This window comes from Halomonas sp. DP5N14-9, from assembly GCF_019802175.1.
Classification (GTDB): domain Bacteria; phylum Pseudomonadota; class Gammaproteobacteria; order Pseudomonadales; family Halomonadaceae; genus Halomonas; species Halomonas litopenaei.
This window is the reverse complement of record NZ_JAHVHR010000031.1, coordinates 75071-96765: the sequence shown is the minus strand read 5'-3', so window position 1 is coordinate 96765 and position 21695 is coordinate 75071. Positions and strand designations below refer to the sequence as shown.

The following is a 21695-nucleotide window of genomic DNA, read 5'->3' as shown; positions in this document are numbered from 1 at the left end:
TCACGCATACAGGGAGCCAGGCCCATGCATGACAGGACACTGACCGAGATCAGCCAGGCGCTCGACGCCGGCGAGATCTCCAGTCGCGAGCTGACCCAGGATCTGCTCGGACGCATCGACCGCCTCGACGGCACGCTCAACAGCTTCGTCAGCGTCACCGCCGACCAGGCGCTCGAGACCGCAGAGGCCGCCGACCAGGCCCGCGCCCGCGGCGAAGCCGGCCGCCTGACCGGCGTGCCGCTGGCACTCAAGGACATCTTCTGTACCCAGGGGGTCAAGACCAGCTGCGGCTCGAAGATGCTCGACAACTTCGTCGCCCCCTACGACGCCACCGTGGTGGAAAAGCTCAAGGCCGCCGGCACGGTCAGCCTGGGCAAGACCAACATGGACGAATTCGCCATGGGCTCCTCCAACGAGTCGAGCTTCTATGGCCCGGTCAAGAACCCCTGGGATCTTGACGCCGTCCCCGGCGGCTCCTCCGGCGGCAGCGCCGCCGCCGTCGCCGCGGGCCTGGTGCCGGCGGCGCTGGGTACCGATACCGGCGGCTCGATCCGCCAGCCGGCCGCCTTCTGCGGCATCACCGGGCTCAAGCCGACCTATGGCCGGGTCTCGCGCTACGGCATGATCGCCTACGCCTCTAGCCTCGATCAGGGCGGCCCCATGGCCCGCAGCGCCGAAGACTGCGCCCACCTGCTCAACGTCATCGCCGGCCATGACGTGCGCGACTCCACCAGCGTGGCCCGCGGTGTTCCCGACTACACCGAGGAGCTCAGCGCGCCGCTGTCCGGCCTCAAGATCGGCCTGCCCAAGGAATACTTCGGCGACGGCCTCGATGCCGGCGTCAACCAGGCCATCGGCGAAGCGATCAAGGTCTACGAATCGCTCGGCGCCAGCGTGCGCGAGGTCAGCCTGCCCCACACCGCCTACGCCATCCCGGCCTACTACGTGATCGCGCCGGCGGAGGCCTCCTCCAACCTGTCGCGCTACGACGGCGTGCGCTTCGGCCATCGCTGCGACAACCCCGAGGACCTCATCGATCTGTACAAGCGCTCCCGCGCGGAGGGCTTCGGCGAGGAGGTCAAGCGACGCATCCTGATCGGCACCCACACCCTGTCCGAAGGCTTCTTCGACGCCTACTACAAGAAGGCCCAGCAGGTTCGCCGACTGATTCGACAGGACTTCCTCGACGCCTTCGAAGAGGTCGATGTGCTGATGGGCCCCGCCGCGCCGACCCCGGCCTTCGACCTGGGCGCCCAGAAGGACCCGGTCTCGATGTACCTGCAGGACATCTACACCATCGCCGTCAACCTGGCGGGCATCCCCGGCATCAGCGTTCCGGCGGGCTTCGCCGGCAAGCGCCCGGTGGGCCTGCAGATTCTCGGCACCCACTTCGCCGAGACCCGTCTGCTCAACGTGGCACACCAGTTCCAGCAGGCCACCGACTGGCATTTGAAGCGTCCCGAGATGACCGAGGAGAACTCCTGATGCAGTGGGAAACCGTCATTGGTCTCGAGGTGCACGTCCAGCTCGCGACCCGCTCCAAGATCTTTTCCGGCTCCTCCACCGCCTTCGGTGCCGAGCCCAACACCCAGGCCAACGCCGTTGACCTGGGCCTGCCCGGCGTGCTGCCCGTGCTCAACGAGCAGGCGGTGGCGATGGCGTTGAAATTCGGCCTCGGCATCCACGCCGAGATCCCCGAGGTATCGGTGTTCGATCGCAAGAACTACTTCTACGCCGACCTGCCCAAGGGCTACCAGACCAGCCAGATGTACCATCCCATCGTCGGCGCCGGCGAAGTGGAGATCTGCCTGGAGGACGGCGAGAACAAAGTCATCCGGGTGCACCACGCCCACCTCGAGGAAGACGCCGGCAAGTCGCTGCACGAGGACTTCCACGGCATGACCGGCATCGACCTGAACCGGGCCGGCACGCCGCTGCTGGAGATCGTCTCCGAACCGGACATGCGCTCGGCCAAGGAGGCGGCGGCCTACCTCAAGGCGATCCACTCCATCGTCACCTATCTCGGCATCTCCGACGGCAACATGGCCGAAGGCTCGATGCGCTGTGACGTCAACGTCTCGGTCAGACCCAAGGGTCAGCAGGAATTCGGCACCCGTGCCGAGATCAAGAACGTCAACTCCTTCCGCTTCGTCGAGCGCGCCATCGCCTACGAGGTCGAGCGCCAGATCGAGCTGATCGAGGACGGCGGCAAGGTGGTGCAGGAAACCCGCCTTTACGACCCCGAGGCCGACGAGACCCGCAGCATGCGGACCAAGGAAGAAGCCAACGACTACCGCTACTTCCCCTGCCCCGACCTGCTGCCGGTGGTGCTCGACTGCGCCTACGTCGACCACCTGCGCGAGAGCCTGCCCGAGCTGCCCGCCGAGAAGCGCGCGCGCTTCCAGAGCGAGCTGGGACTGTCCGCCTACGACGCTGGCGTGCTGTCAGCCAGCCGCGAGATGGCCGAGTACTTCGAGCAGGTCAAGGACATCTGTGGCGACGCCAAGCAGGCCGCCAACTGGGTCCAGGGCGAGCTGTCCGGCGCGCTCAACCGTGACGGACTGGACATCTCCGACAGCCCGGTCAGCGCCGAGCAGCTCGGCGGCCTGGTCAAGCGAGTGATCGACTCGACCATCAACGGCAAGGCCGCCAAGCAGGTGTTCCAGGCGCTGTGGAACGGTGAAGGCGACAGCGCCGACGCCATCATCGAGGCCAAGGGCCTGAAGCAGGTCACCGACACCGGCGCCATCGAAGCCATGGTCGACCAGGTGATCAGCGACAGCCCCGCCCAGGTGGCCCAGTACCGTGACGCCGAGCCCGACAAGCGCGGCAAGATGATCGGCTACTTCGTCGGCCAGGTGATGAAGGCCTCACGCGGCACCGCCAACCCCCAGCAGGTCAACGCCCTGCTCAAGGAAAAGCTCGACGCCCTGTGCTGATGGGCGCTACGGCGACCACCGGCGATGGCAGCGCCATCGCCGGCTTCCACTGGCTTTACCCAAGGAACCCGCGATGTCGGACGATGTCGGTACCCGCCTGAGGGCCCTGCGAAACCTGCGCAATATCTCCCAGCGCGAGCTGGCCAAGCGCTGCGGGGTGACCCATTCCAGCCTGTCGCTGATCGAACAGGGCAAGGTCAGCCCCTCGGTCAGCTCGCTGAAAAAGATCCTCGACGCCATCCCGATGAGCGTCGGCGACTTCTTCACCATGGATCTGGAGAGCAAGAACCAGGTGTTCTACAGCGCCGACGAACTGACCGACATGGGCAGCGGCGACGTGGTGTTCAAGCTGGTGGGCGCCAACCGCGAGTCACGCGCCCTGTCGTTTCTGATCGAGACCTACCCCCCGGGTACCGATACCGGCCGCGAGATGATCACCCACCAGGGCGAGGAAGCCGGGGTGGTGCTCGAGGGCGAGATCGAGATCACCATCGGTGCCGAGACCCGGGTACTTGGCGCCGGCGAGGCGTACTACTTCGACACCAACGTGCCCCACCGCTTTCGCAACCCTAGCGAGACCCTCTGTCGGCTAGTCAGCTGCACCACCCCGGCGCGAGCCTTCTAGCGAGCGGCGAATACCGTGGCGTCGGCTTAGCGGCGCCCGCCCAGTTCCTGCCATCTGGTCAGCTGCACCACCCCAGCCCGTGCCTTCTAGCAACGCTCGGACACTGACAGCCCCCTACCCTTCGGCACTGCCCGCCCTGCAAACCACAAAAAAGGCCACGCAAGGCGTGGCCAATCAGGGAGTCATCTCCCATCAGTGCGCGTTAATGACATCGGACCGGGAGTCTAGTTCAAGGCGATCCAGACGCTCTTGAGTTCGGTGTATTCGGCCAGCGAGTGGTGCGACTTGTCGCGGCCATTGCCGGACTGCTTGACCCCGCCGAAGGGCACGCTCTGGTCCCCGCCTGCCCAGTTGTTGACGAACACCTGGCCCGACTGCAGACGACGACTGACCCGCATGATGCGATCGACGTCCTGACTCCACACCCCGGCGGCCAGCCCATAGACCGAGTCGTTGGCCAGGGCGATGGCCTGCTCTTCGCTGTCGAAGCCGAACACCGACAGCACCGGGCCAAAGATCTCTTCACGCCCGATCGTCATGTCCTCGGTGACACCGTCGAACACCGTCGGCTGGATGAACAGCCCCGGCCCGTCGAGCGCCTCGCCGCCGGCACGCAGCCGTCCGCCTTCTTCCTGCCCCTGGCGAATGAAGTCGAGGATGCGACGGTGCTGGGTCGCATCGACAATCGCCCCCATGAAGCTCGACGGGTCCAGCGGATCCCCCGGCTGCATCGACTCGGCCGCCGCCAGCAGGTGCTCGATAAAGGCCTCGCGCACACTGTTCTCGACCAGCAGCCGCGAACCGGCGATACACACCTCCCCCTGGTTGTGGAAGATCGCCTCGGCGGCGTGGTGCGCCACCTGGGCGAGATTCCTGCAGTCGGCAAACACCAGATTGGGGCTCTTGCCACCGCACTCCAGATAGACCCGCTTGAGGTTCGACTGACCGGCGTACTGCATCAGCTGCTTACCGACCGCGGTGGAGCCGGTGAAGGCCAGACAGTCGACGTCCATCGACAGCGCCAGCGCCTTGCCCACGGTGTGACCAAAGCCCGGCAACACCTGCAGCACGCCGCGTGGCAGGCCGGCCTCCTGGGCCAGGGCAGCCAGACGCAGCGCCGACAGTGGCGACTTCTCCGATGGCTTGAGGATGACGCTGTTGCCGGCGGCCAGGGCCGGTGCGATCTTCCAGGCGGTCATCATCATCGGGAAGTTCCAGGGCACGATGGACGCCACCACCCCGATCGGCTCGCGCAGCACCAGCGCGAGCGCCTCTTCGCCGGTGGGCGCGACCTCGCCATAGAGCTTGTCGATGGATTCGGCCTGGTGACGCATCGCGCCGATGGCGCCGGCCATGTCACCCAGCGCGCTGGTGATCGGCTTGCCCATGTCCAGAGTGTCGAGCAGCGCCAGTTCGTCGCGGTGGGCCTCCATCAGCTCGGCCAGCCGCAGCAGCACCCGCTTGCGCCGGGTCGGCGCCAGGCGCGACCATTCACCACCATCGAAGGCGCGCCGGGCGTGGGCAACCGCCAGCTCGGCATCGGCCTGATCACAGCTTGCGACCCGCGCCAGTACTTCCCCCGTGGCGGGGTTGATGGTCTCGAAGGTCTCGCCGCCGGCGGCGTCGACGAAGCGGTCATCGATATAGGCGCGGGTTTCCAGCCGCGCCGTCAGGGTGTCGGCCATGGCCTGCCAGCCAGCCTTGTCGAGGGGACGACTCATGCATCAGCCTCCTCGGCGGCGGTGATCTCGACGCCCTGGGCGGTCAACCGGCGCAGCGTCTCGTCCAGCGCCTCCCGGGCAAGACGCACCAGTTCGTCGATTTCATCGTGGCTGATCACCAGGGGCGGTGAAATGACCATGGTGTCTCCCACCGAGCGCATCACCAGGCCTGTCTCGAAGCAGATATCGCGACACAGGTTGCCCACCGCCAGCGACTTGTCGAAGCGCTTGCCGCTGTCCTTGTCGGCGACGATCTCCAGGGCGCCGATCAGACCCAGCGAGCGCGCCTCGCCGATCAGCGGGTGGGACTCCAGGGACTTCCAGTGCGTCGCCAGGTAAGGCCCCAGATCATCACGCACCCGCTCGACCACGCCCTCGGCCTGCATCAACTCAAGGTTCTTGAGCGCTACCGCGGCGCACACCGGATGCCCCGAGTAGGTGAAGCCGTGGTAGAACTCGCCACCCTCGTCGATCAGCGTGTCGGCGACACGATCACCGACCAGCACCCCACCGATCGGCAGGTAGCCGGAGGACAGCCCCTTGGCGATCGGCATCAGGTCGGGCTTGAGGTCGTAGTGGACGCTGCCGAACCACTCGCCCAGACGGCCGAAACCACAGATCACCTCGTCGACCACCAGCAGGATCTGGTGGCGCTCGAGCACCTCCTTGATCGCCGGCCAGTAGCTGTCCGGGGGAATGATGGCGCCGCCGGCACCCTGTACCGGCTCGGCGATAAAGGCCGCGACCTTGTCGGACCCCAGCTCCTGGATACGCGCCTCGAGCGCCTCGGCGCAGGCACGGCCGAAGGCCTCCGGGGTCTGATCACGCCCTTCGCCGAACCAGTAAGGCTGACGGATGTGGGTGATACCCGGCACACAGGGGCCACCCTGTTCATGCATCGGCGCCATGCCGCCCAGGCTCATGCCGGCCACGGTGGAGCCGTGATAGCCGTTTTCGCGACCGATGATCCACTGCTTGTCTGGCTGGCCCTTGAGCGCCCAGTAGCGACGCACCATCCGCAGCACGGTGTCGTTGGCCTCGGAGCCGGAACCGGTGAAGAACACCCGGTTCATGTGCGCCGGTGCCAGTCGACACAGGGTCTCGGCAAGCTCCACCGCCGGTGGATGGGTGGTCTTGAAGAAATTGTTGTAGTACGGCAGCTGGGTGAGCTGCTCGCTGGCGGCGTCCACCAGCTCCTGCCGCCCATAGCCGAGGTTGACGCACCACAGTCCCGCCATGCCATCGAGGATGCGATGCCCATCCGCGTCCTGGATGTAGACCCCCTCGGCGTCAACGATGATACGACTGCCTTCCTCCCCGAGCGCCTTGAAGTCGGTGAAGGGGTGCAGATGGTGTTCGCGATCGAGCTCTTTGAGCCGTGCGGCGCCTGGCGAGGTCATGGCCAAGTCTCCCGATATTGGTGAGTTGCTTTGTTATGGTTTACTCAACATAACCACCCTTCTCGTGAAAGCCAAGCCCGGCGCAGCATTTCCTCATAAAAAAACCATAAACTACTGATTTACCGTCTACTACCATCGTACAATGTCGATATTTTTTATTTTTAGCCACAAAAAAAATTGACAACTAACGGCCAAACGACCAACTTTCATTGACGCCAAACGGCACTCTCCACACCTTCCAACAACAACCGGGGCCACCATGAAACCACCATATCCTTCGCCGACAGGCCGGCGAAAAACCCGATGCGTGCCTTTGCTTCTGCTGTCGCTCTTGCTGCTGTGGGCGAGCCTTTCCACCGTCCAGGCAGCACCCCAGCTGACCGGCCCGGACATCCTGCTCGAAGGGGTCGCCACCGACGTCCAGGCCAGCGGGCTTGATCCCGACCGCCCCTGGCTCATCGACGACGGCACTCGTCGCCATCCGCTCGAGGTCGACGCCGACGGGGTCGCGACGCTGAACCTGACCGTCACCGACGGCCCACGCACCCTGTCGCTTTACGACGCCTCCAACACCCCCGCCGCCACCCTCGAACTCGACCCTGTTCCCGCCTGGCTCTCGCTGCTGCCTGCCCTGACCGCCATCACCCTGGCGCTGGCCTTCCGCCAGGTCATCCTGGCGCTGTTTGCCGGGCTGTTGCTCGGCGGCTGGGTGCTCCACGGCATGAACGCCGGCGCCCTGCTCGGCGCCTTCGGTGACTCGGTCAACGTCCACGTGCTGTCCGCCGCCAGCGACAGCGACCATATGTCGATCGTGCTGTTTTGCCTGCTGATCGGCGGCATGGTCGGCATCATCTCGCGCAACGGCGGCACCCGCGGCATCGCCGAGCGCATCGCGCGAGTGATCCGTGGACGACGCCAGGCGCAGAATTCCACCGCACTTTTGGGTCTGGCCATCTTCTTCGACGACTACGCCAATGCCCTGATCGTCGGCAACACCATGCGCCATATCACCGACCGCGTGAGGATCTCGCGAGCCAAGCTGGCCTACCTGGTGGACAGTACCGCCGCACCGGTGTCCGCGATCATGCTGGTGACCACCTGGATCGGCTTTCAGGTCGGGCTGATCAGCGAGGCGATGGATGCCATTGACGACTGGAACGAGTCCGCCTACTCGGTGTTCGTCAACGCCATTCCCTACAACGCCTATCCGATCCTGGCGCTCGCCTTCGTCTTCCTGGTGGCCTGGAGCGGTCGTGACTTCGGCCCCATGCTCACCGCCGAGCGCAAGGCACTGTCCGAGCCCGGCGCCCGCCAGGCAATGAGCAGCCGGGAAGCCATCGTCGAGGAAGCCGACATCCCCACCAAGGAAGGCATTCCGACCCGGGCGCTGAACGCGGTGATACCGATGATCGTGCTGGTGGCGATCACCCTGGGCGGGATCTACGCCACCGGCCTCGATGCCCTCGGCGGCGGTGACCATCAGCTGCGCGACATCTTCGGCGAGGGCGACTCGTTCAGCGCCATGATGTGGGGTTCGCTGGCGGCCTGCGTGACGGCGGTGATCATGACCCAGGCGCAGCGACTGATGAGCATGACCGAAACCGCCCACTACTGGTTCGAGGGCGTCAAGTCGATGCTGCTGCCGATCACCATCCTGATGATGGCCTGGGCCCTGGCCAGCGTGAACGAGGACCTGCACACCAGTGACTTTCTTGTCACGGTGCTGGGCGATAGCCTGTCACCGCAGTGGATGCCGGCGGTGATCTTCGGCCTGGCCGGCTTCACCGCCTTCGCCACCGGTTCGTCATGGGGTGTCATGGGCATCATGATGCCGCTGGTGGTACCGCTGGCCTGGGCCGTACTCGAGCACAATGGCATGGCCGGCACCGCCGAAGGCATGCCGCTGCTGTACGCCTCGGTGGCGGGAGTACTGGCCGGCGCGGTGTGGGGCGATCATTGCTCGCCGCTGGCCGAGACCACCCTGCTTGCGGCCATGGCCAGCGGCTGTGATCTGATCGACCACGTCAGGACGCAGCTACCCTACGCCATGCTGGTCGGCATCGTGGCGCTGCTGTTCGGCGCACTCGGCACCGGTTTCGGCCTGCCTTGGTGGCTGGGCCTGGCGGGAGGCGTCGCCACCCTGACCGCGGTGCTGTTCACCCTGGGCCAGCGCGCGACCGCGGCAACGAAGGTAGCGACGGCCAGCGACGCCAGCGCCTGAGCGCCTCCGGGCGCTGGCTCGCCAGCGCCCGCTCCGTCCAGCGTGACGACTTACTACCATCACAACGACAGCGCCGCCCTCCTGGGGCGGCGCTTTCGTTGGGACGACTTCAAGTGTTGTGACGACGTTGCGAAAGGGTGCCAGCACGACGTGGTGGCCCTGTGACTACGGCACCGCTGCCATCTGCTAAGTGATGGGTCGCCAGGAGGCCTGGGGCGATGACCCCGTCGCAGGCTTACTCCTGCTCTTTCATCATCTCCTGACGTTTTTCGGTGGCGGCCGCACTGCCTTCGAGCAGTTCGGCGTTGTAGCCATCCATCTTACCCTCGGCATTGCCCGGGTCCGAAGTGCCCTCGAGCATTTCCTGACGCTTCTCGGTAGCCGCGGCGGACCCTTCCAGCAAGGTCTCGTTGGTCTGATCCATCATGCCTTCACCGGGCTGAGAAGTGGCCGCCTGCTCTTCCATTTCCTGGCGATGCTCATCCTGGGCACTAGACTCCGCCAGGGCCGTCGCCGCGCTCAGAGACAGCAGCGAACCCGCAAGCACCAGCATCAAAGACGAACGCTTGATCACCATGGTCTTCTCCTTCGATTCCTTGAGAGGGGGCATCCAACTGCGAGCATCAGGGGCGATCCTCACCGTTTGAGCATAGAAGGATCTCTATGCCTGTCGAGGCAGCGGACAGCTTTTCCCCACCGACAGTGGTAAGTCGGCACAGTATTCATCGAAGCAGGCAGAACACAGCGTCAAACACACCGCCTGGCTGACGTCATTGCCCAACTCGGCACGACGCCGACGCCCAGGACATTAGGCGCTGTCCGAAAAGTCGACGAGCGAAGGTTAGACAAGGCAAAAATCGGTGAGAAAGCGCAGTTTACGGGGTGTAAATGAGCATTTTGATCCGATTTTTAACGCCGTATTACCGAGTGCAGGCACTTTTCAGACAAGCCCTAGTGCGTCGCACAGGCAGCAGCAAAGCCCTTGAAGATGGCGTCATACAGCGGATGGGACTGGGGCTCCCACTCCGGATGCCACTGTACCGCCAGGGTGAACCCCGGCGCGTCAGCCACCGAGATGGCTTCCACCAGCCCGTCCGGCGCCAGCGCCTCGACGCGCAGCCCCTCACCAAGTCGATCGACACCCTGCTGATGCAGCGAGTTGACCCGCGCGCTGGCCTCGGGGTAAAGCGCGGCCAGACGGCCACCTGGCTGAATCTCGAGGCCGTGTACCGGCGCATACTGCTCGGCCTTTTCACCCTCCGGCTCGCGGTGATCCAGCCGCCCCGGCACCCGCTGCACCGCCTGGTGCAGACTACCGCCGAAGGCCACGTTGAGCTCCTGAAATCCTCGACAGATGCCCAAGAGCGGCAATTGCTGCTCCAGCGCCAGCGGCACCCAGCTCATGGCGGCGGCGTCGCGATCCACGTCGTCCCGGGTATTCTCCGGTTCGCGTTCAGCACCGTAGCGCTCGGGCAGTACGTTGGTGTAGCTGCCGGTCAGCACCAGTCCATCGAGGCGCGCCAGCAGCGCCCGGGCATCTTCCTGGCCCTGCCCTTGCCACACCGGCAGCATGATCGGTTCAAGACCGTAGTCACGCAGGGCGCGCAGATACTTGTCGGTCACCATGTGGGCCGGGTGCCCCTCGACCTCTCGACGGCAGGCGATGACGCCAACCAGCGGACGAATGTTCATCGAACTCCTCGCAGCTCTATCCGTTGTTATGGTTTCCTCAACATACCTTGGTCGGATTTTCTTGCCAAGCCCGGCGCCGAAAATCTTGACAGAAAGACTATCAACTATATGTTTCTACTGACTTAAATAAAACAAAGGACCTCTCAACACCTCGACAAACCCCTCACCTCTACGCGTAAATAATTTGACACCATGGCCCGGTCAGCGAAACACTAGCCACATCACAACGAACCAACAAAAGGTGACAGCATGGGCACCCCCAGCGTCGACGAAGCTCGCGACTTTCTGGCCCGACATCCCGAGGTCGACAGCGTAGACCTGCTGATCAGCGACATGAACGGAGTGCTGCGCGGCAAGCGCATCCCCCGTGACAACCTCGAAAAGGCCTACGTAAGCGGCATCCAGCTCCCCGGCTCGGTGTTCGCCCTCGACATCACCGGCAATACCGTCGAGGAAACCGGGCTGGGGCTCGACATCGGCGATCGCGATCAGGTCTGCCGCCCCATTCCCGGCACCCTGATGGTCACGCCCTGGCAGCGCAAGGGACGCCAGGCGCAACTGCTGATGAACATGCGCGATGACCAGGACGGCCCCTTCTTCGCCGATCCCCGCAACGTGCTGGCGCGCCAGGTCGAGCGACTGGCCGAGCGCGGCCTCAAGGCGGTGGTCGCGCTGGAGCTCGAATTCTATCTGGTCGATCGCCAACGCGACGAGATGGGTATGGCCCAGCCCTGCCGTTCCCCGGCCAGCGGCGAGCGGGCGAGCGATAGCCAGCTATATTCGATCAACGAACTCGACGAGTACGCCGACTTCCTCGAGGAGGTGCACGCCGCCGCCCAGCTACAGCAACTGCCACTGGACACCGCGCTCAAGGAGTGCGCCCCGGGGCAGTTCGAGATCAACCTGATCCACGGCGATGACGTGATGAAGGCCTGCGACAGCGCGGTGCTGCTCAAGCGCCTGATCAAGGGCGTGGCACTGCGCCACGGCTTCGAGGCCACCTTCATGGCCAAGCTCTACGGCGGCGAGGCCGGCAACGGCATGCACGTCCACATGAGCCTGATCGACGAAAGCGGCGACAATGTCTTCGCCGACAGCGATGGTGACCCGCTGGGGACCCCTGCCTTGCGTCATGCCATCGGTGGCCTGATGGAGCTGATGCCTGCTTCGATGGCGCTGTTTGCGCCCAATCTGAACTCCTTCCGACGTTTCCAGCCCGGCCTCTATGTGCCGATGACGCCGACCTGGGGCTACGATAACCGCTCGGTGGCACTGAGAATCCCCTCTGGAGCCAACGCCGCCCGCCGGGTAGAACATCGAGTAGCCGGAGCCGATGCCAATCCCTATCTGCTGCTGGCCACCCTGCTGGCCTCGGTCTGTCACGGTCTGGAAACCGCTGTCTCGCCGGGGGAGTCCGTCACTGGTAACGCCTACCGCCAGTACGAGCCCACCCTGACCAACAGCTGGTCAAAGGCCCTCGACCTGCTGGAGCACAGCGAACCCCTCGGGGAAGCCTTCGGCCAGGCGTTTCTCAAGGTGTTTCTGGCCAACCGTCGCGCCGAGCGCGAACTGGCCATGCAAAGCGTCAGTCGCCTGGAGTACGACTGGTACCTGCGCCACGTCTGAGCGCGGGAAGTCACGACGCTATCGCCCCGGACTCACGTACCGGGCAGGGACGCCCTGTGCGCTCGCCCGGCACGAACGCAAGACCTCAACAACCCGATATAACTCACAGCAATCACGGGTACCTCCCTCATGACAACCACAACGCCCCTTGTCATCGATCCAGGCCTCGCACTGGAGGTGACGCCATGACCCAGACCAACGCACCGTCCACCCATCCCTTCGCCCCCGGCAAGCCCAGCCAGAAGGGCAAGGGTCGCACCTTTGCCATGGTCGCAGGACTCATTGCCCTGGTGGCCGGCCTGACCTTCCACCACGAAGCCGGCACCCCCTTCGGCTGGATCAGCCTGGTGCCTTCGCTGATCGTGCTGGTGGTGGCGATTGCCACCCACAGGACCCTGGAGGCCCTGGCCATCGGCGCGCTGTCCGGGCTTATCCTGATCGAGCCGAGCGACTATATCGGTGCCCTGGCCGACGTCTCGCTGTCGGTCATGATGAACGAGACCATCGCCTGGCTGATCCTGGTATGCGGCCTGATGGGTGGTTTTATCGCCATGCTCGAGAAGTCCGGCTGCACCCTGAGCTTCAGCCACTTCATGAGTCGCCTGGTCAAGACCCGCCGTCAGTCACTGCTGTGCACTGCGGTACTGGGACTGTTGATCTTCATCGACGACTACCTCAATGCGCTGGCAACCTCGGCGGCGATGAAGCGGTTGACCGACCGTTTCGGCGTATCGCGGGAAAAGCTTGCCTATATCGTCGACTCCACCGCCGCCCCGATCTGCGTACTGGTGCCGATCTCGACCTGGGCGGTGTACTTTGCCGAGCTGCTGGAAACCAACGGCGCCACCGATGGCCCTGGCATGTGGCTGTACATCCAGTCGATTCCCTACATGCTGTATGGCTGGGTCGCCATGGGCCTGGTCTTTCTGGTGGCCATGAGCATCGTGCCGGATCTTGGCCCGATGAAGACCGCCGAGGCCCGCGCCCGCGCCGGCCAGACGATTCCCGACGGCGCCCCGGATGAGCCGCTTGGCGACGACACCCCGCGTGGCAACCCCTGGCTTGGCCTGTTCAACTTCGTCGCCCCGATGGCGGTGCTGATCGGCGCCAGCGCCTACTTCGAGATCGACCTGCTCAAGGGCGTCATCGCCGCCACCCTGTTCACCATCGTGCTGTTCCTGGTGCAGCGCCTGTCCACCTTCTCGAGCCTGATGGACTCGATCATGGACGGCTTTCGCACCATGATGCTGCCGTTGGCCATCGTCGCCGTTGGCTTCGTGCTCAAGGAGGTCAACGACCAGCTCGGCATGACCCAGTTCATGATCGACGCCCTGGCGCCCTACATCACCCCGGCGCTGCTGCCGGCCATCGTCTTCATCTCCATGGCGGTGGTGGTGTTCGCCACCGGATCGTCCTGGGGCGTGTTCGTGATCTCGATCCCCATCGTGATCCCGATGGCCGCCCATATGGAGGTGTCGATGCCACTGGTAGTGGGCGCCCTGCTGTCGGCCTCGAGCTTCGGTAGCCACGCCTGCTTCTTCTCGGACTCCTCGGTACTGTCATCTCAGGGCAGCGGCGTCCTGCCGATGCAGCACGCCCTGACCCAGCTGCCCTACACCCTGATCGGGGCAACCGTCACCAGCCTCGGCTTCGTGGCGCTGGGCTACGCACTGGTGTAACGAAACCGGGAGCGCAATGCGCTCCCGGTTTTCGTATCGCGACACACGCCTAGATCGAAGAAAGACCGTACTTGTCGAGTAGCTCCACCAGCATCCTGCCGCTATTTACCCGGTGCTCCCGGTGATGGTCCCTGGCGGCGATGACGTCACCATTCTGAATGGCCTGGACAACGGCCCGATGGTCGTTGTTCGATGACGTCGGCCGTGGCCGTAGTCCCAGGGTCAACATGCGCACACGGTGGGACTGATCCCAATAGGTGTTGACGATGGTGGCGATGCGGCGATTGCCGCACAACTCCACCAGCAGCAGATGGAATCGCTCGTCCGCCGCTGCCCAGCGGGTCAGGTCGTCATCGGCCAGGGCATCGTCCATTTCATCCACCGCATCCATCAACTGGCCGAGCTCCTGGTCGGATAATCCACGTCGTGCCAGCAACTCGACCGCCTGGGTCTCGAGCGCCGTCAACACATCGTATATCTCGACCATATCCTCGGCCGATACCGGCAACACGCGCATACCGTGGCGCGGCCTGATTTCCACCAGCCCTTCATTGGCCAGCCGAATCATTGCCTCTCGAACGGGCGTCCGGCTCATGTCGAGCAGTTCCGCCAACTCCTTCTCGAGGCGAAAGGATCCCGAGGAAAACTCGTTGTCGAGTATCCGACGCTTTATCTCGTAGTACGCCTTTTCCGGCAGCGACAGCTTATCCCCCGGAGGCCCCTCGCCCCTGCTCGCCGGCACGGGTCGAGAAGACGTGTCTCTTGAGTTCATCGCTGCAAATCCTCAGCTTCCACAGACGTCACTGGACACACGAAGCCGCCTGCCTTCTCTGGCAGAGGTGTAGACAGCCTCTTCGATGTTCATGTTGGCGAGATAGCCAGACGCGGTATTTGCCAACCTCGACCGCCCCATCAGGCCGTCCACCACATGGCGGCTGAACCGATAGACGCAGTCCCCGCCAAAACCGTGATCCACCCACTCATAGTCGATATCCTGCCACAGATTCTCCCCGTGCCTTCTGTAACCCAGGGTGCCATCGCCTCTCAGCACCAGCACACCCTCGCTTCCTTCGATGGTCATTTCGCCCATGGTCAGCCGCCGGTTATCGGCGCAATGATCGGACAGGCGGTTGCCATCCAGAACGGCGCGAACGCCACCGGCACACTCCATAATGACATGCCCCGCATCCTCACCGGCGATAGCCGGGTTGAGGCGCCTCAGTTCGGCATAGACAGCGGACACCTCGCCGAAGAGATAGCGAAAGGTGTCGATCCAATGTATCCCGGTCTCGTGGATCAGAAACCGCTCCATCTTCTGAAAGTACGGCTGCCTCTCCAGATAGGCCTGCGGCCCCTGTCCATCTCCCGGGCGCAGCCGGAACGTCGCCTGATAGATCTGCCCCAGCCTGCCCGCGGCGATCTGCCGCTGGATCTCTTCGTACCAGGGCTGAAACCGGACGTTTTCATGAACGATCAGTTCAATCCCGGCTTGCTCGGCCAGGGCGGCGGCTTGGCGCGCCTCCTCCAGGCTTTTGCAAAACGGCTTCTGGCAGATCACGTTCACCCCGCGTTCCGCCGCAAGGCGGATCAAGGCCAGGTGTGAAGAGGGCGGCGTGATGATATCCAGCACGTCGGCGCGCGCTTCCTCCAGCATCGCCAGGACATCCGAGTAGACCTCCCAGCCCCCATGACGCTTGGCCACCTCCCGAGCACGTGAGGTGGCCAAGCGTCATATTGAAACTGGCTGAAGTATCCGGCGCCAACCGCTGCGACCCTTAGCTTTTCCATCAACAACCTACCTCCTGCGACCTGCCATTGTGAGCGGCGCACCACCCAACCATCAAAAGCTACTGGATCGGGAGCTCGACCAGCTCGGCCATGACCGCCTCGAACACCGCGGTCGTACCGGCATCCCCGCCCAGCTCGCAGGTCACCAGGGTGCCAGTGGCAAAGGCAGCGTCCACGGCCTCTCGCAGCAACTTGCCTGCCTTCAGCGCCGGCTCACAGTCGTGCTTCTCTCCCAGCCACTCCAGCATCATCACACCGGACAGCACCATGGCCGTTGGATTGGCGAGGCCCTTGCCAGCGATATCCGGCGCACTGCCATGGCATGGTTGAAAGACCGCGTGATCATCGCCGATGTCCGCAGAAGGCGCGTAACCCATGCCACCGATCAGACCGGCGCCCAGGTCGGACAGTATGTCGCCGAACATATTCTCGGTGACCATCACGTCGAGATCCCAGGGCCTGGTGACCATGTTGAGCGCCGCCGCGTCCACGTACATGTGGTCGCAGTCGAGCTGCGGATGCGCCTCGGCCCGCTCGTCGAAGATCTTGCGGAAGAAGGCAAAGGACTTGAACACATTGGCCTTGTCGACACAGGTCACCCTGCCCTTCCCCCCCTGGGCCTGGCGGCTTTGGCCCAGCGCCAGGGTGAAGTCGAACAGTCGCTGACTCACATCCCGGGTGATGACCAGGGTATCGCGCGCTTCCTCGTCGCCCTTGATCTCGCCCCTGCCGTGAGACGCAAACAGGCCCTCGGTGGACTCGCGCACGATCACGAAGTCGAGTTCGTGGGCGCTGGGGTTATTGAGCATCGGCTGAAGCCCGGCGATGGTGCGCACCGGCCTGACCCCGGCGTACAGGCCGAAACGGAAGCGGAAGTCGATCTGTGGCGAGATCTCGGTGCCATCCGGATAGCGAACGTCCGGCAGTCCCATGGCACCCAGCAGGATCGCATCGGCCTCGTCGGCACGCTTCAACGAGGCCTCGGGAAGCGACTCCCCTGTATCCCTGAAGTGGGCAGCACCGGCAGGCAGCTCCTCGAAGCTCGCCGATACGCCACCGACCCGCGCCATGGCTGCCTCCAGCAGCGTGACGCACGGCTTCATGATTTCCTGGCCAATGCCGTCACCGGGAAAGACAGCGATGGAAAAGTGGGTCTTGTTGGTCATTTGACAGCCTCTCGCTATTGTTGGTTGTTACTTGAAGAAGTCAGGCATCGGCGCCGGCGAGTGCCGAACGCAATCGGGTCAAGGGAGCACGCCAATGGATCGGCGCCACGCCACGCACTGGCGCCTGAAACGAGGCAAGGCGGTCTCCCAGCAGGCAGCCAAGGTAAGCCCGATCGAGGTCGCGGCCGCCAAATGCCAGGCTCGATACGTGACCGAGTCGACGACTGACGACGCCATCCAGGTGAGGGCGCCCCATCCGACCGGCGTCAAACGCCTCCTCCACTTGCTTGAGATAGGCCTCGTCGCTGTCTTCCAGCACGACACTCTGCTCCCCGGTCGGCGAGACCCGGATGACCCGGTTGCTGACGATACTGGTGATCCAGGCCCCGCCTTCGACATCGAAGGTCACCCCATCGGGAAAGGTGCCAGGGCCGAACTCACAGACGGTCTGGCGCTCGCCGAGTCGTCCCTTTTCCTCCACGGAAAAACGGCTCAGCCGGCGGGCAAAGGTTTCATTGACGTAAAGCCACTGCCCATCGGGGTGCAGGGCGCACTCGTTGGTGTAACCCAGGCCATCGGCGACGATTCTGGCGTCACTGCCATCGGCGTTGGCCAGAGCAATAAAACCGTCGGCCACCGCCGCGCTGTACCCCTTGGCGCGGGGCTGCTGACGGGTACTGACGGTGATCCAGAGGCGACCGGCGCCGTCTCGATGAACGAAGTTGGTGGGAGGCAGGGCGACACCGTCGATCTCGGTCACCAATGGCTCCAGGGCGCCATCGACGTGCAGCCGAAAGACGCCCCCCTGGTCTTCGCCCAGATGGGTCGCGATCACACCGCCGTCGTCTTCCAGAGCAATACCGTTGGGACGAAGCTGGAAGCCCTGCTGGTTCGACAGGATGCGAAGGGCCGGCGCGCGATCCGCATGGCGGAAGATCGCCACGCCACCGCTGTCGGTCCAGTCTGCGGTCATCAGCAGGCCACTCGAATGTGTCAGCACGCATTCGGGCCGACTCAAGTCGCCACCGCTATAGTCCAGCGCTTCGAGTTCGATCATGTTGTTCCTGGGTCTCGTTGTTCTGTTCTTGCGTTGGTCAGTCTTCTTGTTGTTCCGGGATTTCGATGTTCCGAGGGACCGTTTCCGTGGCCCTTTCACCAGCGTTTGACGACCAACTCGTTAACGCATACATTAACACATGCACAAAGCCGGTCAAGACCAGACCGCGTCAGCCACCCGGGCGACCGGCACAACAACAAGCGACGAGGAAGCCAAATGAAACGTCATGTCACGCCAGCAATCGCCCTGCTCATGGGTCTCTCCTTTCACGCAGCCGCCGCGGACTACCCCGAACGCGACATCACCAATGTGGTCGTGTGGTCGGCCGGCGGCGGCACCGATGTCGCAAACCGGGTCGTCAGTGCAGAAATGAATGCCTTCCTTCCAAGGCGCATCAACGTGGTCAACAAACCGGGCGGTGTCGCCGGCTCCATCGGCATGAGCCATGTCAGCAACCAGCCCGCCGACGGCTACACGTTGGCAGGTCTGTCCGAATCGAATGTCGCCGCGGCGGTCCAGGGCGGCTGGGAAAATACCTTCGACAGCTGGTACCCCTTCATCATCGGGGGATCGCCGGACCTGATCTCCGTAGGCAGCAATTCGTCCTATACCACCCTGGAAGAACTGGTGGAGGCGGCCTCCAGCGGCGACGTCACCATCAAGGCAGCCGCGGGGGGCTCGGGCTCCGTTCATCACCTCAATCTGCTCGCCTTCGAGAAAGGCACGGGGGCAGATCTCAACTTCATTCCCTACCCGGGTTCCGCGCCGGGCCAGAACGCCGCCATCACGGGTGAAGTCAGCGTGGTCATCACCTCTCTTGCCGAGCAGCAGCAACTGATTGCGGCCAATCGACTTCGGCCCCTGGCAGTGTTGACCGATAGCCCGGTCGACATCGAGGGAACCGGTGAAATCCCCTCTGCCTTCGACAGCTATCCGCAGTTGAAGGAATATCTGCCTATTCGACAGACCATCGGTTTTGCCGTCCGCGACGATGCCCCGGAGGAGGTCAAGGAGACCCTTGAACAGGCGTTCGAGCAGGCACTGGAAACCGACGCGGTAAAACAGTGGGCAGAGGACAACTACTTCCAGTTGTCCGGCAAGACGGGAGAAGAAGCTTCGGAGGAATTCTCTCGGCTCGAGTCCCTCTTCTCATGGACGCTGTATGACCTGGAGTCTGCTTCCATCAATCCGGAGGAATTGAATATTCCAAGGCCCTGATCGCGACTTCTTCGTTCCCGATAACCGAAGGCCCGGAGGCAATCGTTGCCTCCGGGCATTTTCCGGGCCACGTCAATACCTCGTAGAACATCAGGTTCACTGGACACATCATGGTTGACAGCAAACAGCTCCCTGAACCCGAGAATCAGGCAGGCGCCGCTTTCTCGGGGAACGACGAACTCATCCAGCGGCGACGCCGCGATTTCTTCACGAGCCTGGCACTGCTGCTGCTGGCATTCGCCATGCTCGCAAAATCCCTCACCTTCCCCATGACCGACAGCTACGGCGGTGTCACCAACGCCTGGTACGTTTCCCCCGCGCTGTTCCCTCTGTCGATCGCCGTTACCCTGGGGTTGGTGTCGCTGCTGTTGCTGCGACGCGCCATCCTCGATGGCGGCGCCAGACGTAGAGAGAGCGCCTCGAAGGGCCGATCGAAGGCGTCGTTTCCAGCTTCTGCATCCTGTCGTGTGGCCGTGATCATGGCCTTTATCGGTCTGTACGTTTACTCGTTCGTCCCCAGCGTCGATTTTGCACTGGCCAGCGCCCTCTTCCTCTTTCTCTTCATCACACCTTTCTATATCGAAAAGGTGGCTCTCATTCCCCTGACACTGGTCGGCGCCGTCATCGCTTGCGTGCTCATCACACTACTGAGCCATCGGCCCACATCTCAGCAGTACGCCCTGGATCTGGTAGCTATCGCCACGCTTCTGACAGTCGCCACCATCGCCTGGTGGTTGCTGCGCCATTCGCCTAGCGAATGCAGGAAACTGCGCACCGTCGTGCTGGTCAGCATTGCCGTTCCCCTGGTGCTGGTACCGATCTTCCGTTTCTTCCTGCTGGTGCCACTCCCGGTGGAAGGTCTGGTGATAGACACCATGCAAGCCCTCGTCAGCCGCCTGACGGCCCAAGGTTAAGGAGACACTCGCATGGACTTTATCGCGCAGCTTTCGGTATTCGCGCATGCCATCTGGCAGATCCTTACCAACCCCGCCATGGTGGCGCTACTGCTGGGGTCGAGCTTCCTGGGTATCATCTTCGGGGCGCTTCCCGGCCTGACCGCGACGCTCGGGGTCGCCCTGCTGACCACGCTGACCTATTCGATGGACCTTCAGACCGCACTGATCTCGCTGATCGCCATGTACGTGGGGGCGGTGTACGGTGGGTCCTACCCGGCCATTCTCATCAATATCCCCGGCACCGCGGCGGGCGCCGCCACCGCCATGGACGGCTACCCCATGGCCCAACGGGGGGAAGGCGGCAAGGCGCTCGGCATGACCACCACCGCGTCCTTTATCGGCACCCTGATCGGCATGGTCGCGCTGGTCGCCCTGGCACCGCTGATCTCCGAGGCTGCACTGCAGTTCACGTCCTATGAATTCTTTCTTCTGGCGCTCTTCGGCATCATCATCAGCGGCACCCTGACGAGCAAGGACCTGGTCTACAAGGGATGGATCGCCGGACTGCTGGGCCTTGCGCTATCGACGATCGGTCGCGACCAGCTTCAGTTCTTCCCCAGGTTCACCTTCGGCCTGCCGGAGCTGGACGGTGGCATCGAGGTCGTTCCGGTGTTGATCGGCGCCTTTGCGATCCCGCAGATCATTCGCACCTTGCGCGACAGGGTAGCCCTCGGCAGTCCCCAGCCCGTCAAGCGCGTGCTGCCCGAATTCCGTGCAGTCTTCCGCAATCTGCGCCACGTCATCCGCTCGGCGTTCATCGGCGTGGGTATCGGTGCCGTCCCCGGCGTCGGCGAGGATATCGCCGGCTGGGTGTCCTACGGTACCGCCCAGAACTCCTCTGCCCACCCTGAACGCTTCGGCAAGGGCGAACCTGCCGGCCTGGTCTCGTCGGAAACGGCCAACAATGCCTGTATTGGTGGTGCGCTCATTCCTCTGACGACACTCGGCATTCCAGGTAGCCCACCGGCGGTAATGCTGCTGGGCGCGTTGATGCTGCACGGCCTGAACCCGGGTCCGATGATCGCCATCACCCAGCCCAACTTCCTGGTCGAGCTCACCGCCATCATCGCCCTCGCCTCCCTGGCCATGTGGATCAACGGCATGTTTCTGGCCAAGCACGTCATCAAGGTGCTGCGGGTACCCTCGTCAATCTTTCTGCCGATTGTCGCGGTGCTGTCGGTTATCGGGTCCTACGCGCTGGGCCTCAGCCTGCTGAATCTCTACCTGATGGTGCCGATCGGCATCGCCGCCTACGTCCTGGGAGAGATGGACTATCCGATTTCGCCTCTGGTCATCGGCGTCATTCTGGGCCCGATGGCGGACGAAAACCTGCGCCGCGCCCTGATGGTGTCCGAGGGCAGCCTGATGGGATTCTTCGAACGACCGGTGTCGCTACTGCTGATCGCCGTGATCGTGCTGACCATCGCGTCTCAGATCCCGGCCTGGAAGCGCTATCGCAGCCGCCTATGGAAAAAATTCAGAGGGCGTGCGCTAGCTGGCAAGCCAGCGCATGGCGCCGACGACCCTCAGTAGCGTCACATCGACAAGGGGACGGGTGTCGGCACCGAGCTGCCGACACCAACGCTCATCCACCCCGCTCTCATCAG

The 21695-nt window shown here is 63.7% G+C and carries 17 protein-coding genes; 9 read left to right on the top strand and 8 right to left on the bottom strand.

Features of this window, described 5'->3' with window-relative positions:
* The first annotated feature begins 24 nt into the window (after nt 1–24).
* From gatA to KUW00_RS17820, 3 genes are all read left to right on the top strand, one after another.
* Entirely contained in the window at nt 25–1485 is a 1461-nt protein-coding gene (gene gatA, locus KUW00_RS17830) for an Asp-tRNA(Asn)/Glu-tRNA(Gln) amidotransferase subunit GatA (protein ID WP_222569743.1), read from the top strand.
* Nucleotides 1485–2939 carry an Asp-tRNA(Asn)/Glu-tRNA(Gln) amidotransferase subunit GatB gene (gene gatB, locus KUW00_RS17825; RefSeq protein ID WP_222569742.1) on the top strand — a complete coding sequence of 485 codons (1455 nt, stop codon included), beginning with the start codon at nt 1485–1487 and terminating at the stop codon, nt 2937–2939. The genes gatA and gatB overlap by 1 nt, the downstream gene beginning before the upstream one ends.
* Nucleotides 2940–3012: 73 nt before the next feature.
* Nucleotides 3013–3564 carry a cupin domain-containing protein gene (locus KUW00_RS17820; RefSeq protein ID WP_045993048.1) on the top strand — a complete coding sequence of 184 codons (552 nt, stop codon included), beginning with the start codon at nt 3013–3015 and terminating at the stop codon, nt 3562–3564.
* 224 nt (nt 3565–3788) lie between these two features.
* Here the strand turns inward: KUW00_RS17820 and KUW00_RS17815 are convergent, their stop codons facing one another.
* Both KUW00_RS17815 and KUW00_RS17810 read right to left on the bottom strand, forming a co-directional pair.
* A complete protein-coding gene (locus KUW00_RS17815; RefSeq protein ID WP_108132891.1) occupies nt 3789–5285 on the bottom strand; it encodes an aldehyde dehydrogenase in 1497 nt (498 codons plus the stop codon).
* A complete protein-coding gene (locus KUW00_RS17810) occupies nt 5282–6685 on the bottom strand; it encodes an aspartate aminotransferase family protein (protein WP_222569741.1) in 1404 nt (467 codons plus the stop codon). The genes KUW00_RS17815 and KUW00_RS17810 overlap by 4 nt, the downstream gene beginning before the upstream one ends.
* Before the next feature lie 307 nt (nt 6686–6992).
* Here KUW00_RS17810 and KUW00_RS17805 point away from each other — a divergent pair, with 307 nt between their 5' ends.
* A complete protein-coding gene (locus tag KUW00_RS17805; RefSeq protein WP_222569740.1) occupies nt 6993–8906 on the top strand; it encodes a Na+/H+ antiporter NhaC family protein in 1914 nt (637 codons plus the stop codon).
* Nucleotides 8907–9141: 235 nt separating this feature from the next.
* On the opposite strand, the gene KUW00_RS17800 is transcribed toward KUW00_RS17805, so the two are convergent.
* Both KUW00_RS17800 and KUW00_RS17795 read right to left on the bottom strand, forming a co-directional pair.
* Nucleotides 9142–9483: a hypothetical protein gene (locus KUW00_RS17800; protein WP_146164667.1), complete on the bottom strand. Its 342-nt coding sequence runs from the start codon at nt 9481–9483 to the stop codon at nt 9142–9144.
* Nucleotides 9484–9857: 374 nt separating this feature from the next.
* Complete coding sequence (locus KUW00_RS17795) at nt 9858–10598, bottom strand: gamma-glutamyl-gamma-aminobutyrate hydrolase family protein (protein ID WP_222569739.1); 741 nt, start codon at nt 10596–10598, stop codon at nt 9858–9860.
* A gap of 249 nt (nt 10599–10847) precedes the next feature.
* Here KUW00_RS17795 and KUW00_RS17790 point away from each other — a divergent pair, with 249 nt between their 5' ends.
* Both KUW00_RS17790 and KUW00_RS17785 read left to right on the top strand, forming a co-directional pair.
* Nucleotides 10848–12224 carry a glutamine synthetase family protein gene (locus KUW00_RS17790; RefSeq protein ID WP_222569738.1) on the top strand — a complete coding sequence of 459 codons (1377 nt, stop codon included), beginning with the start codon at nt 10848–10850 and terminating at the stop codon, nt 12222–12224.
* Nucleotides 12225–12409: 185 nt separating this feature from the next.
* On the top strand, nt 12410–13903 hold the full coding sequence (locus KUW00_RS17785) for a Na+/H+ antiporter NhaC family protein (protein ID WP_108132897.1): 1494 nt from the start codon (nt 12410–12412) through the stop codon (nt 13901–13903).
* Between the two features lie 49 nt (nt 13904–13952).
* Here the strand turns inward: KUW00_RS17785 and KUW00_RS17780 are convergent, their stop codons facing one another.
* The 4 genes from KUW00_RS17780 to KUW00_RS17765 form a co-directional block, all read right to left on the bottom strand.
* A complete protein-coding gene (locus KUW00_RS17780; protein WP_108132898.1) occupies nt 13953–14675 on the bottom strand; it encodes a GntR family transcriptional regulator in 723 nt (240 codons plus the stop codon).
* Nucleotides 14676–14687: 12 nt separating this feature from the next.
* Entirely contained in the window at nt 14688–15629 is a 942-nt protein-coding gene (locus KUW00_RS17775) for a Gfo/Idh/MocA family protein (RefSeq protein WP_261392254.1), read from the bottom strand.
* Between the two features lie 121 nt (nt 15630–15750).
* Nucleotides 15751–16857, bottom strand: a complete 1107-nt coding sequence (locus tag KUW00_RS17770; protein WP_222569736.1) for an isocitrate/isopropylmalate dehydrogenase family protein — start codon at nt 16855–16857, stop codon at nt 15751–15753.
* 40 nt (nt 16858–16897) lie between these two features.
* Nucleotides 16898–17914, bottom strand: coding sequence for an SMP-30/gluconolactonase/LRE family protein (locus KUW00_RS17765; RefSeq protein WP_222569735.1), 1017 nt, complete (start codon nt 17912–17914; stop codon nt 16898–16900).
* Nucleotides 17915–18130: 216 nt separating this feature from the next.
* Between KUW00_RS17765 and KUW00_RS17760 the strand changes: the two genes are divergently transcribed.
* The 3 genes from KUW00_RS17760 to KUW00_RS17750 all read left to right on the top strand — a co-directional run bounded on the left by KUW00_RS17760 (nt 18131) and on the right by KUW00_RS17750 (nt 21621).
* Nucleotides 18131–19132 (top strand): tripartite tricarboxylate transporter substrate binding protein, encoded by a 1002-nt coding sequence (locus tag KUW00_RS17760; RefSeq protein ID WP_124803790.1) that lies wholly within the window; start codon nt 18131–18133, stop codon nt 19130–19132.
* Between the two features lie 110 nt (nt 19133–19242).
* On the top strand, nt 19243–20046 hold the full coding sequence (locus KUW00_RS17755) for a tripartite tricarboxylate transporter TctB family protein (protein WP_108132903.1): 804 nt from the start codon (nt 19243–19245) through the stop codon (nt 20044–20046).
* A gap of 12 nt (nt 20047–20058) precedes the next feature.
* Nucleotides 20059–21621, top strand: coding sequence for a tripartite tricarboxylate transporter permease (locus KUW00_RS17750; RefSeq protein WP_222569734.1), 1563 nt, complete (start codon nt 20059–20061; stop codon nt 21619–21621).
* Nucleotides 21622–21695: the final 74 nt, after the last annotated feature.

Excerpts from the sequence above, each read along its gene's own strand:
- KUW00_RS17770 (WP_222569736.1), bottom strand. The coding sequence starts at position 16,857 with ATGACCAACAAGACCCACTTTTCCATCGCTGTCTTTCCCGGTGACGGC.
- gatB (WP_222569742.1), top strand. The coding sequence starts at position 1,485 with ATGCAGTGGGAAACCGTCATTGGTCTCGAGGTGCACGTCCAGCTCGCG.
- gatA (WP_222569743.1), top strand. The coding sequence starts at position 25 with ATGCATGACAGGACACTGACCGAGATCAGCCAGGCGCTCGACGCCGGC.
- KUW00_RS17820 (WP_045993048.1), top strand. The coding sequence starts at position 3,013 with ATGTCGGACGATGTCGGTACCCGCCTGAGGGCCCTGCGAAACCTGCGC.
- KUW00_RS17795 (WP_222569739.1), bottom strand. The coding sequence starts at position 10,598 with ATGAACATTCGTCCGCTGGTTGGCGTCATCGCCTGCCGTCGAGAGGTC.
- KUW00_RS17800 (WP_146164667.1), bottom strand. The coding sequence starts at position 9,483 with ATGGTGATCAAGCGTTCGTCTTTGATGCTGGTGCTTGCGGGTTCGCTG.
- KUW00_RS17760 (WP_124803790.1), top strand. The coding sequence starts at position 18,131 with ATGAAACGTCATGTCACGCCAGCAATCGCCCTGCTCATGGGTCTCTCC.
- KUW00_RS17815 (WP_108132891.1), bottom strand. The coding sequence starts at position 5,285 with ATGAGTCGTCCCCTCGACAAGGCTGGCTGGCAGGCCATGGCCGACACC.
- KUW00_RS17750 (WP_222569734.1), top strand. The coding sequence starts at position 20,059 with ATGGACTTTATCGCGCAGCTTTCGGTATTCGCGCATGCCATCTGGCAG.
- KUW00_RS17790 (WP_222569738.1), top strand. The coding sequence starts at position 10,848 with ATGGGCACCCCCAGCGTCGACGAAGCTCGCGACTTTCTGGCCCGACAT.
- KUW00_RS17785 (WP_108132897.1), top strand. The coding sequence starts at position 12,410 with ATGACCCAGACCAACGCACCGTCCACCCATCCCTTCGCCCCCGGCAAG.
- KUW00_RS17780 (WP_108132898.1), bottom strand. The coding sequence starts at position 14,675 with ATGAACTCAAGAGACACGTCTTCTCGACCCGTGCCGGCGAGCAGGGGC.
- KUW00_RS17765 (WP_222569735.1), bottom strand. The coding sequence starts at position 17,914 with ATGATCGAACTCGAAGCGCTGGACTATAGCGGTGGCGACTTGAGTCGG.
- KUW00_RS17810 (WP_222569741.1), bottom strand. The coding sequence starts at position 6,685 with ATGACCTCGCCAGGCGCCGCACGGCTCAAAGAGCTCGATCGCGAACAC.
- KUW00_RS17755 (WP_108132903.1), top strand. The coding sequence starts at position 19,243 with ATGGTTGACAGCAAACAGCTCCCTGAACCCGAGAATCAGGCAGGCGCC.